This window comes from Vibrio sp. 1F279 (assembly GCF_041439815.1).
GTDB lineage: Bacteria > Pseudomonadota > Gammaproteobacteria > Enterobacterales > Vibrionaceae > Vibrio > Vibrio tasmaniensis_A.
The window spans coordinates 55332-67511 of record NZ_JBGOOU010000006.1 but is presented as its reverse complement, the minus strand read 5'-3'; the positions used below and the strand labels follow the sequence as shown (position 1 = coordinate 67511).

10 protein-coding genes are annotated in these 12180 nt (G+C 44.8%); 7 read left to right on the top strand and 3 right to left on the bottom strand.

The genetic code is table 11. The features are described from left to right. Window positions 1-30 precede the first annotated feature (30 nt). Both ACED60_RS06665 and yaaA read left to right on the top strand, forming a co-directional pair. Window positions 31-1461 (top strand): sodium:alanine symporter family protein, encoded by a 1431-nt coding sequence (locus tag ACED60_RS06665; RefSeq protein ID WP_009848420.1) that lies wholly within the window; start codon window positions 31-33, stop codon window positions 1459-1461. Window positions 1462-1739: 278 nt separating this feature from the next. Next, window positions 1740-2516 carry a peroxide stress protein YaaA gene (gene yaaA, locus ACED60_RS06660; RefSeq protein ID WP_371727176.1) on the top strand — a complete coding sequence of 259 codons (777 nt, stop codon included), beginning with the start codon at window positions 1740-1742 and terminating at the stop codon, window positions 2514-2516. A 163-nt stretch (window positions 2517-2679) separates the two neighbouring features. Here the strand turns inward: yaaA and srmB are convergent, their stop codons facing one another. Next, window positions 2680-3945, bottom strand: coding sequence for an ATP-dependent RNA helicase SrmB (gene srmB, locus ACED60_RS06655; RefSeq protein WP_009848422.1), 1266 nt, complete (start codon window positions 3943-3945; stop codon window positions 2680-2682). Window positions 3946-4052: 107 nt separating this feature from the next. Further along, a complete protein-coding gene (locus ACED60_RS06650) occupies window positions 4053-4781 on the bottom strand; it encodes a tRNA1(Val) (adenine(37)-N6)-methyltransferase (protein WP_371727175.1) in 729 nt (242 codons plus the stop codon). Between the two features lie 314 nt (window positions 4782-5095). Here ACED60_RS06650 and brnQ point away from each other — a divergent pair, with 314 nt between their 5' ends. Then, complete coding sequence (gene brnQ / locus ACED60_RS06645; RefSeq protein WP_032555323.1) at window positions 5096-6409, top strand: branched-chain amino acid transport system II carrier protein; 1314 nt, start codon at window positions 5096-5098, stop codon at window positions 6407-6409. 154 nt (window positions 6410-6563) lie between these two features. Here brnQ and fldB read toward each other — a convergent pair whose 3' ends face one another. Further along, window positions 6564-7085, bottom strand: a complete 522-nt coding sequence (fldB, locus tag ACED60_RS06640) for a flavodoxin FldB (RefSeq protein WP_009848425.1) — start codon at window positions 7083-7085, stop codon at window positions 6564-6566. A 150-nt stretch (window positions 7086-7235) separates the two neighbouring features. Between fldB and xerD the strand changes: the two genes are divergently transcribed. The 4 genes from xerD to prfB all read left to right on the top strand — a co-directional run bounded on the left by xerD (window position 7236) and on the right by prfB (window position 12122). Continuing rightward, a complete protein-coding gene (xerD, locus tag ACED60_RS06635; RefSeq protein WP_009848426.1) occupies window positions 7236-8150 on the top strand; it encodes a site-specific tyrosine recombinase XerD in 915 nt (304 codons plus the stop codon). 26 nt (window positions 8151-8176) lie between these two features. Continuing rightward, on the top strand, window positions 8177-8956 hold the full coding sequence (locus ACED60_RS06630) for a thioredoxin fold domain-containing protein (RefSeq protein WP_009848427.1): 780 nt from the start codon (window positions 8177-8179) through the stop codon (window positions 8954-8956). Window positions 8957-9035: 79 nt separating this feature from the next. Then, window positions 9036-10772, top strand: coding sequence for a single-stranded-DNA-specific exonuclease RecJ (recJ, locus tag ACED60_RS06625; protein WP_009848428.1), 1737 nt, complete (start codon window positions 9036-9038; stop codon window positions 10770-10772). 251 nt (window positions 10773-11023) lie between these two features. Further along, window positions 11024-12122 (top strand): peptide chain release factor 2 gene (prfB, locus tag ACED60_RS06620; protein ID WP_371727174.1). Its coding sequence is split into 2 segments (ribosomal slippage): window positions 11024-11098 and window positions 11100-12122, totalling 1098 coding nucleotides; the frame shifts between segments, so codons are not numbered across the junction. Window positions 12123-12180: the final 58 nt, after the last annotated feature.

Sequence of the window (12180 nt, the reverse complement as noted above, 5' to 3'; positions counted from 1 at the left end):
TCGGTGCTTAAACTCAATTACGAGGTTCACGTGACAGACTTAATCAATTTGATGAACGATCTCCTTTGGGGATCTATCTTAGTTTACTTACTCGTTGGTGTGGGTATCTACTTCACTGTACGACTAGGTTTCATTCAATTCCGCCATTTCGGCCACATGTTCTCTGTTCTTAGAAACAGCCGTAAAGCAGACAGTGCAGGTATCTCCTCTTTCCAAGCACTTTGCACTAGTCTGGCAGCACGTGTCGGTACGGGTAACATGGCTGGTGTTGCTGTAGCACTAACCGCTGGTGGCCCTGGCGCTATCTTCTGGATGTGGCTAATCGCCATGCTAGGTATGGCAACATCATTTGCTGAAAGCACACTAGCACAGCTATACAAAACGCGTGATAACGACGGTAACTACCGCGGCGGCCCTGCATACTACATGGAGAAAGGCCTAGGTATGCGTTGGATGGGGGTTCTATTCTCTATCTTCCTAATCATTGCATTCGGTCTTGTATTCAACGCGGTTCAAGCGAACGCGATTGCAAGCGCAATGAACACGGCATTCGACTTTGAGCGCAGCTACGTTGGTGTTGGTATCGTAATTATCTCTGCATTCGTTATCTTCGGTGGTATCCGTAAGATTGCTCGCACTGCAGAAATCATTGTTCCAATTATGGCACTGGCTTACTTAGCTATCGCTATCTACGTAATGCTAATGAACATTGAGAAAGTGCCTGAAGTTCTGGCTCTTATCTTCAAGAGTGCATTCGGTCTGCAAGAAGCAGCAGCGGGTGGCCTAGGTTACGCAATCGCACAAGCGATGATTAACGGCATCAAACGTGGTTTGTTCTCGAACGAAGCGGGTATGGGTTCTGCGCCAAACGCAGCAGCTTCTGCTACGCCTTACCCACCACACCCAGCATCACAAGGTTATGTGCAAATGCTAGGTGTGTTCATGGACACAATTGTTATCTGTTCTGCAACAGTAGCAATCATCTTGATGTCTGGTGAATATGTACCACACGGTGAAGTAACGGGTATCGAACTAACGCAACGTGCACTAACAGCACAAGTCGGCGAATGGGGTGGTATCTTTGTAGCGGTAGCGATTTTCTTCTTCGCTTTCACTTCAATCATTGCAAACTACTCGTACGCAGAAACAAACCTTATCTTCTTAGAGCACAATAACAAGAAGGGCCTAGTGCTGTTCCGTATCGTTGTACTGGGTATGGTTATGTTCGGTTCTCTCGCGACACTGCCAACGGTATGGGCATTGGCTGACGTATCGATGGGCTTAATGGCGATTGTGAACTTGGTAGCGATCATTTTGCTATCGGGTATCGTGATTAAGCTAGCGAAAGACTACAACCGTCAATTAGACGCGGGTAAAGTACCCACGTTCGATGCGGATGATTTCCCAGAGCTTAAGGCTCAATTGGAAGATGGTATTTGGGTTAACAACAAGAAGAAGTAATCTTGTTGGAGTGATTCATCACTCATCCTAAAATCATTAGAAAGGCTAAGGTTTCGACCTTAGCCTTTTTCTTTGCCTGCAATTTCTATCTGTCTGCGATTTTTCTTGGTGAGTAATTTTTGCTTTGTCTGCGATCTTTTCTTTATTAGCGATTCTTCTTTGTAAGCGACTTACAGCTAGATCTGTCTATCAAAGTAATAGGAAGAGTCATAAAGACAAGTTGATGTTTTTTCTATACTCTAGCTGCATCCAGTTAGATAACCGATTAGGGTAAAGTTATGTTAGTTGTCGTTTCTCCAGCCAAGACATTAGATTACGAATCACCATTAGCGACTGAGCGCTTCAGCCAGCCAGAGTTTGTTGAGCACTCTGCAGAGCTTATTGAAGTGTGTCGTAAGCTGACACCTGCTGATGTATCAGCATTGATGAAGGTAAGCGATAAGATTGCTGGGCTGAACGTAGCGCGCTTTGAGCAATGGAGTGAGACCTTTACCCAAGAGAATGCTCGCCAAGCTATTTTGGCGTTCAAAGGTGACGTCTACACAGGCTTAGATGCTGAAACACTGTCGGACGATGATTTTGACTACGCACAGAATCACCTGCGTATGCTTTCTGGATTATATGGTTTGCTTAAGCCGTTAGATCTGATGCAGCCATACCGCCTAGAGATGGGTACACGCTTAGCCAATGCTCGTGGCACTAACTTGTACCAGTTCTGGGGCAATATCATCACAGATAAGCTGAATGAAGCGTTGAATGCTCAAGGCGATAATGTGTTGATCAACCTAGCATCGAACGAATACTTTAAAGCGGTGAAGCCGAAGAGCCTTGATGGTCAAATCATCACGCCAGTTTTTAAAGACTGCAAGAATGGCCAGTACAAGGTGATCAGTTTTTACGCCAAGAAAGCGCGTGGCATGATGGCTCGCTACATCATTGAGAATAAAATCGATTCAGTTGAAGCGTTGACCAGGTTTGATACTGCGGGTTACTACTTCGTTGAAGAAGAGTCGAATGCGAAAGAGTTAGTCTTCAAGCGTGAAGAGCAAAACTAGCAGACCTTGGCTAACGAGTTAGTCTCGACTTTAGCCTGTAATTAAAATTAGAGACGAATTATTTAGCCTGATAACAGGCCAGACAATAATAAGCCATACAAAGAAAAGCCCCATGCAGATAACTGCATGGGGCTTTTTATTGAATCATTGAAAGGCGGTTAGATTACTTGTTCTTAACGGCTTTCTTTTTCTTAGCGATTTTCTTTTTCTTAGCAATTTTTTGCTTCGCTACCGCTTTCTTGTCTTCTTTCTTCGGTTTCTTCTTCTTCGTTACCGCGGCTTTTTTGTGCGTTGGGCGCATGCCTTCGATGAAGCGCTCTTTGATCGCATCTTCAGTGTAACGAGCAACACGTTCAATCATTAGTTGATCGTGCGCTTCAATGATAGAAACCGCGTTACCTTTCTTACCTGCACGAGCCGTACGACCGATGCGGTGTAGGTAAACATCTGCTGTACGCGGCATGTCGTAGTTAATAACGTGGCTCACATCTGGAAGGTCGATACCACGAGCTGCGACGTCAGTTGCCAGCAGTACGTTGATAGAACCATCGCGGAAACGAGAAATCGCGTTGTTACGACGATCTTGAGGCATTTCACCTTGGATCCATACACACGGGATCTGTGCACTTTCTAATTGAGCTCGTAGGTCACCTAGGCGGTCACGAGTCTTCAAGAAAATGATGCTGCGTTCAGCTTGCTCTGTGATGATATGTTTTAGGATATCAAGCTTGTGCTTAGCTGAATCGGCACGGTGATACCATTGAGTGATCTTCTTACGTTCACGCAATGACGATTTTGCATCGATCTCTGCTGGGTTTTTCAGAAGGTCTTCAGTGAAACCTTCAATACCTTTACCTTCTAGCGTTGCTGAGAAAAGTAAAGTTTGTTTACGCCAGCGACACTCTGCAGACAGACGGTCAACAACAGGACCAAAGCCCATGTCTAGCATACGGTCTGCTTCATCGAGAACTAACCATTCAATCGCACGGCAGTCAAAACGCTCGCCTTCAATGTATTCCATCAGACGACCAGGTGTTGCGACTACGATATCTTGAGTCGTGCTTAAGATATCTGCGTGCTCTTGGTACATCACACCGCCCGTGATCGTAAAGATATTTAGGCTGGTGTATTTAGCAAGTTCACGTGCTTGTTCGGTGATCTGCATTGCTAGCTCACGCGTTGGCGTCAGGATAAGCATACGTGCAGGGCCAGATTTCTTACGTGGGAAATCCAGTAGGTATTGCAGTGCTGGCAATACAAATGATGCTGTTTTACCAGTACCTGTTGGCGCAGAAGCCAAAACGTCTCTTCCATCTAACGCTTGTGGGATTGCTTCAGCTTGTATCTGTGTTGGGCGTTCGTAGCCCATTTCGTCAATTGCTTTAAGCAGCTCTTGGTTTAGATCGAGTTCTGCAAAGGTTCTGATCACTGTTGTTTCTCCACAAGCAATAAATGTTTCTGCCTCAAAAAGCAGACGATAAAAAAGAGTAGTCGGACATTATAGAAGCATTAGTGATTAGGATCACATGGTATTTGCTACATCTTGAGATAAAAATCTTTAGTAAGGGCAATAAATGCCTCGCTATAACCGCCATCGTGATGGATCGTAAGCGATTCACGCTGCAAATCTTGCTCGCTAACAGGATCTTTAGATAGTTCAAACAGGATTCTGCTTGGCGGTTTTTTGTCGGTTGTTTTCACATCAAGGCGCTTTGCTAGGTACCAACCACATTGCTCGGCAAGTTTGATGAAGCCTTCTCCTTCGGGCGTCGGCAGTATAAAACTGGCGGTGGCGGCATCAGTTGTTATCTCGAAACAACACTGGGCAAGTTGAAGGTGATCCAAGCTGTCGGTGTGTCTAGCGGTGGCTCTTTGGCTTTGCTGCGCCTGCTCTCCAGAGTTGAAGTAGGGCGGGTTACAAATTATTGCATCAAATCGTTGCGAGAAATCCGTGGTTAGTACACTGCCATGATGAAGGGAGATGCGATCTTGCCAAGGCGACTGCTCAATATTGACTGTGGCAGCATCAATGGCGTGCTGATCAATATCGATCGCAGAGATTGAAGCATCCTCAAAACGTTGTGCTGCCATTAAGGCTAATAACCCTGTTCCAGTGCCTATATCGAGTACTAATGATTCAGGGGCAAGGTTAATCCATGAGCCGAGTAGTATTCCATCGGTGCTAACAGGCATGCCGCTCTGTCCTCCGTAAATAGAGAACCTCTTAAAATTGAAGCTTTTAGTATTTATCGTTTTGTCTTTCATGAATATTCTGATTATCGAGATATTTTAAGTGATTAGCTCTAATGTTAACTATTTGTGTAAATTAATATTCTAATTGCTTATCTATTGTTGCTAATAATGATCGGTTGATAATTATGTTAATCTGCATATATTTAGTTTAATTCACTACTTTTTGTTTATATATGCAAATTTATATGGTGTTTTTTTATGGTGACTTGCAGCTAGCCGAGTGTTTCGTCATTATGCGCGACTATTTTAAAGATTGATTGGCAGCTTCTCGCTGTAACATTCATGTAAGCACAACATAAACTCATAAATATAATTAAGGATTATCTGTGAAACAGAGTCTAAAACTAACAGATATAATGGCATTGGGCTTTATGCTTTTTGCGTTTTTCTTAGGTGCGGGTAACATCATCTTCCCACCTCTAGCTGGCCAATTAGCTGGTGATCACTTTCTTCCAGCGATGTCTGGTTTTCTGCTGACTGCCGTTGGTCTGCCGTTAATCACTATCGTCGCGGTTGCAGTGGCTGGTGGCTCTTGGGGTCACTTAACTAAAGATCTTCCTAAGAAAGCTGCAACCATCATGGCTGTGCTGATCTTTATCATTATCGGTCCTGCATTTGCTGCACCGCGTACTGGCCTTGTTGCATATGAGATGGCGGTGAAGCCGTTCTTCATTGATGCGACTCAAGTTCATCTAACTCTCTTTTCGATTGCATTTTTTGTGGTAGCGATGTTCTTCTCATGGTCACAAGGTAAGCTTATTGACGTTATTGGCAAGGTACTTACGCCTGCACTATTCGTTGGTTTGGTTGTACTGGCAGTTGCTGTGTTCATTAACCCACAAGGTGATGTCCTTGCGGCTCACGGTGAGTACATCACTCAGCCACTGACCAAAGGTTTCCTTGAAGGCTACAACACCATGGATACTTTTGCTGCTTTGATGTTTGGCATGCTGATTGTTGACGCAATTCGCAGTAAAGGCGTGACTGACCGCGCAGCAACAACTAAGTACCTAATCAGTGCGGGCTGTATTGCCGCTGCGGGTCTAGCATTTGTTTACATCTCTCTGTTCTTCCTGGGCGCAACAAGCGCAACAGTTGCAGCGGGTGCAGATAATGGCGGCGCTATCTTAAGCCTATACGTCCAATCTTTGTTTGGCCCTTCAGGTCAACTCGTGCTTTCTGTGATCGTACTATTGGCTTGTCTAACGACGGCGATTGGCCTTGTATCAGCATGTTCTGATTACTTCAGCTCGCTAACACCTCTGTCTTACAAGACCTGGGTAATCATCAACGGTGTAGCTTGTGCAACCGTAGCGAACGTTGGCCTTTCTCAGTTAATTTCTCTGTCTGTTCCAGTTCTGTTTGCACTTTATCCAGTAGCAATCGCATTGGTCGCACTGACATTCTTGCGCAGCCGCTTTCCTAATCCAAAAGCGGCTTACCGCGTAGTGGTATTAGTGTCTCTACTGTTTGCTCTTATCGATGGTGCTAAAGTTGCAGGTATAGATGTATCTGCAATGAACATGCTGCCGTTGTTCGAAATCGGTATGGGTTGGTTGCTTCCAACAACTGCCGCAATCATCTGTATGTTCTTCGTTGGTAAATCAACAGAGCAAGAGATGGCTGAAGAGACTGTTTAATCTTCCGTTGAGATGACATTGTCCTTCGACATGAAATAGAAAAGGCCTCATTACTTCGCAGTAATGAGGCCTTTTTGTATTCTGTGATCTTTTAATATTCTGCTACTTCGCTACTTCGCTACTGAGTTACTTAGCTGAGTGTACTTCTGTTTGGTTATAGCTTTTCGCTGTACTCAACCAGTACTTGTTCAACCCAGCTAGCGATACGGTCGTCGCTCAGTTCGTATTGTGAATCTTCATCAAGCGCCAAACCAACGAATTGAGATTGGTCTTCAGTGAGAGCTTTAGACGCTTCGAACTCGTAGCTGTCATCGTTTGGCCAGAAACCGACAAACTCAGCGCCAGCGATTTTCAGCTCATCATGTAATAGACCCATCGCATCTAAGAACCACTCGCCGTAGCCTTCTTGATCACCTAAACCAAACAGCGCTACAACCTTGCCTTTCATTGGCGTGGTTGCAATGTCTTCCCACAGTTCATTCCAATCTTCTTGGATTTCACCGAAGTCCCAAGTTGAGATACCGAGCAGTAAAAGATCGTAGTCCGCCATCAATGAAAGAGGGGTTTCTTTCACGTTATGGATATCAACTAGGTCTTCACCAATAATGCCGCGAATTTTCTCTGCTGCCATTTCTGTGTAGCAGGTGGTTGAGCCGTAAAATAATCCAATTTTCATAGCAAACGTTCAATTTTAATTTCAGATGGCGAATTCTAACCATAAATCGACTTCGATTGCAGCGATTATCCGCTCAAGTCGTAATTTTTATGGCATTCATATTTGCTCTGGCATACTCTCAAAACAGTTTCCAATATTGTGAGTAACACTATGCAGTCGCCTCAAGGGCAGAGCGCAGACCACGGTCTAGTAGAACAGTTTTTAGATGCTATGTGGATGGAGCGAGGATTATCGGAGAATACGCTTGTCTCGTACCGTACCGACCTGTCTAAGCTTCTAACGTGGATGGAAAAGAACAATTACCGCCTCGATTTTATTAGTCTTTCAGGACTACAGGATTATCAAGGTTGGTTAGCCGATGCTGACTTTAAGCAGACTTCTCGCGCTCGTATGTTGTCGGCTATTCGTCGCTTGTTTCAATATCTACACCGCGAGAAAGTAAGAGCCGACGACCCTAGTGCATTGTTGATCAGTCCCAAACTGCCGAAGCGCTTGCCAAAAGATTTGAGTGAAGAACAAGTGGATTCGCTGCTTGAAGCGCCAGATCCAAACGACCCTATTGAGCTTCGCGATAAGGCGATGCTTGAGTTACTCTATGCAACTGGTTTGCGTGTTACGGAACTCGTCAGTTTGACGATGGAAAACATCAGCCTAAGACAGGGCGTGGTGCGTGTTATTGGTAAGGGCGGTAAAGAACGCTTGGTGCCAATGGGCGAAAACGCCGTCGATTGGATAGAGACTTTTATTGAACAAGGTCGTCCACAATTACTCGGTGATAACAGCTCGGATGTGGTTTTTCCGAGTAAACGCGCGAAGCAAATGACTCGTCAAACGTTCTGGTACCGTATTAAGCATTATTCGGTTATTGCTGGTATCGATACGGATCTATTGTCACCACACGTATTGAGACATGCTTTTGCCACTCATTTACTGAACTATGGTGCCGATCTCAGGGTCGTACAGATGTTGCTTGGACATAGTGACTTATCGACCACCCAAATTTATACTCACGTGGCGACTGAAAGGCTGAAGCAAATTCACGCTCAGCATCACCCACGTGCTTAAATCCATTTATTTTTAAGGTGAACCTAATGAGCGTATTACGCCGTCTTCCTCTACTAGCGCTTCCTCTCATGATTACTGCATGTAATGCATCAGAAGCGAAAGTAGAAACAACATCAACAGCCGTAGAAGCTGCTCCAGCTCAAGCTATTGATACAGCTGCGTTAACTAAGCGTTTTGAAAAAATCGGTATTAAGGTCGATAAGATTGTTCCTTCGGATATCGATGGTCTTTTAGAAGTTCAAACCAACAGCGGTATTATCTTTTCTTCTCCAGAGGGCGATCACTTTCTAGCCGGTACACTTTACTCTTTGGATGAAAACGGTAAGTTCAGTGATGTTTTGGCTGAGCGTCAAGCTCCACTGAATGCTGAAAAAGTCGCAGCGATGTCGGATACGGTTATCGAATACAAAGCAGATAACGAAAAGTACGTTGTGACAGTATTTACTGACATTACGTGTGGCTACTGTGTTCGTCTGCACAGCCAAATGCAAGGCTACAACGATCTGGGTATCACCGTTCGTTACATGGCTTACCCACGCCAAGGTGCGACAGGGCAAGTTGCCGATCAAATGGCGGCAATCTGGGCGTCTGATGATCCAAAAACAGCTATGCATGATGCTAAAGTCAATCGTCAAATGCCAGCGTCTGGTAAAGACCTAGCAGAGCAAAAGCAGATCATTGCTAAACAATACCAACTCGGTCGTGAGCTTGGCATCAATGGCACTCCGGCTATCGTGCTAGCAAGTGGTGAGTTGGTGAGTGGTTACTTACCTCCGGCGCAACTTATTCAGCGTTTAGAGCAGTAATCTTCATTTTTTATTACCTATTATTCCCCCCTGTTTTTGATTTAAGGAGTGGCCTGATTGATATCAGGCCCATTTTTATATGATAGAGATCCAACGCCGTCCTGAGGTCGACATTTCAGTCTTACCTGCTCATTTACCTGACTTGTTAAAGCGCATTTATGTGAGTCGCGGAATCGACAGTGCTGACCAGCTAGAGACAGCTGCGAAAGGTTTGCACTCTTATCAAAAACTGGGCGGCATTGATGCTGCAGTTGAATTGTTGTTCAAAGCCATTCAGCAGCAAAAGCGCATCATCATTGTTGGTGACTTTGATGCCGATGGCGCGACAAGCTCCGCGTTGTCTGTGCTTGCTCTGCGAATGTTGGGTAGCTCTAATGTTGATTATCTGGTACCCAACCGTTTTGAAGATGGTTATGGCTTGAGCCCTGAGGTTGTCGAACAGGCGATCGAACTTGGTGCTGAAGTGATCATGACAGTCGACAACGGTGTATCTTCAATTGACGGTGTTCGCTTTGCTAAAGAGAAAGGCCTTGATGTACTGGTTACTGATCATCACTTGCCTGGTTCTGAATTACCGATTGCAGATGCAATGGTCAATCCCAACCTAGAAAGCTGCGCATTTCCTTCAAAATCGCTAGCCGGTGTGGGTGTCGCCTTTTACCTGATGATGGCATTGTGTGTTCATATGCGTAAGTTGGGCTGGTTTGCTCAACACGGCATGACAGAACCCAAGTTGATGGAACTGATTGACCTAGTGGCTCTGGGTACTGTTGCAGATGTGGTACCACTTGATGAAAACAACCGAATCTTGGTACACCAAGGGCTACAACGCATTCGTGCGGGTAAAGCTCGTCCGGGTATTCAAGCCTTGATTGAAATTGCTAAGCGAGATGCTAAGCGTTTAGTTGCCTCCGATTTTGGTTTTGCGCTTGGTCCACGTATCAATGCGGCTGGCCGATTGGATGACATGTCCTTTGGTGTTGAGCTGCTAATGAGTAATAACATCCATGCCGCGCGTCGAATGGCCAGCGAGTTAGATGGCTTGAACCAAACACGTAAAGAGATCGAAGAGGGCATGAAACAAGAAGCGATGGCTTTTTGTGAGCGCCTTGAATTTGGTAAAGACGATTTGCCTTCTGGTTTGGCTCTGTTTCAACGTGATTGGCATCAAGGCGTAATTGGTATTCTAGCTTCGCGTATCAAAGACAAATATCACCGCCCAGTGATCGCATTTGCTGATGGTGGTGAAGGTAGCATTAAGGGTTCATGTCGTTCGATTCCAGGTTTGCACATGCGCGATGCGCTAGACAGAATCGACACTCAAAACCCTGGCCTGATCTTGAAGTTTGGTGGTCACGCAATGGCAGCCGGGTTAACCATTATGGAAAAAGACTTCGAGCGATTCAGCAAGATGTTTGATGACGTTGTGCGTAAAGAACTCGGTGAGACGGCACTTAAGGGCATTATCTTGTCTGATGGTGAGCTGCTACCTGAAGAGTTCTCAATGCATACCGCTGAAACATTGCGTTCAGGTGGTCCGTGGGGACAAGCTTTCCCTGAGCCCATCTTTGATGGTGAGTTTAAAGTTCTGCATCAAAAATTAGTGGGTGAAAAGCACCTAAAGTTAATGCTTGAGCCATTGTATAAAGGCCACCCGACCAATGTGATGATTGATGGTATTGCCTTTAATGTTGACCTACGTCGCTGGCCTGATGCCTCAGTGAAAACGGTACATCTTGCGTTTAAGCTTGATATTAACGAGTTTCGTGGCAATCAATCGTTGCAGTTGATGATTGATCATATCGAAGCGAAATAGTTGAAGCCAAATAGCGTTATCGTTCACTGAATGAGGTTCATCATTTAGTACCTAATCCAACAAGCTCTGTTCAAAAACAGGGCTTGTTTTCCTTTATTGCCTTACAAATTTTACGTGTTTTTTCTGCCCGTCAATTTTATATCCGATTAAGTTATTGAATCTTGGTGTACCACTCTAAAAAATTCTGTATCTCCGTCACACTTTTGAGTACAATTCTCCGGTTAAATTCTACTCATAAATGATGAGCTAAAATGTTTGAAATCAATCCTATAAAAAACCGTCTGCAGGATGTGTCTGAGCGCACAAATATCCTGAGGGGGTATCTTTGACTATGACGCAAAGAAAGAGCGTCTAGAAGAAGTAAACGCAGAATTAGAACAACCGGATGTATGGAACGAACCTGAGCGTGCTCAAGCGCTAGGAAAAGAGCGTTCAGCATTGGAAGCGGTAGTAGAAACGATCGACCAACTTGACCAAGGTGTTGAGGATGTTGATGGCCTATTAGAGCTTGCGGTTGAAGAAGAAGATCAAGAAACGTTCGATGAAATTGTGCCAGAACTAGCTGAGCTTGAAGCTAAGTTAGAGAAATTGGAATTCCGTCGTATGTTCTCTGGTGATCACGACGCATCAGATTGCTACATCGATTTACAGTCAGGTTCGGGCGGTACAGAAGCTCAAGACTGGACTTCAATGATGTTGCGTATGTACTTGCGTTGGGCAGATTCGAAAGACTTCAAGACTGAAGTTATCGAAGTGTCTGATGGCGATGTTGCTGGCCTTAAAGGCGCAACGGTACGTATCTCTGGTGAGTACGCTTACGGTTGGTTACGCACAGAGACTGGTGTTCACCGTCTAGTTCGTAAGTCACCATTTGATTCAAGTGGTCGTCGTCATACTTCATTTGCTTCTGCGTTTATCTATCCTGAGATTGATGACAACATTACGATCGACATTAATCCTTCTGACCTACGTATTGACGTATACCGTGCCTCTGGCGCTGGTGGTCAGCACGTAAACACCACGGAATCGGCGGTACGTATTACTCACGTTCCAACTAACACCGTGGTTCAGTGTCAGAATGACCGTTCGCAGCATAAGAACAAAGATCAAGCGATGAAGCAGCTACGTGCTAAGCTTTTTGAACTTGAGATTCAAAAGCAAAATGCTGAAAAACAAGCGAGCGAAGAAACGAAATCAGACATCGGTTGGGGCAGTCAGATCCGCTCTTACGTGCTGGATGATTCACGTATCAAAGATTTACGCACCGGCATCGAAAACCGTAATACTCAAGCGGTTCTTGACGGTGACTTAGACAAGTTTATTGAAGCTAGCCTGAAATCAGGTCTGTAAGCTTTATCAACTATTAAGCTTTACCAATAATATTGGTAAAAATGCCTATATTTTCAAA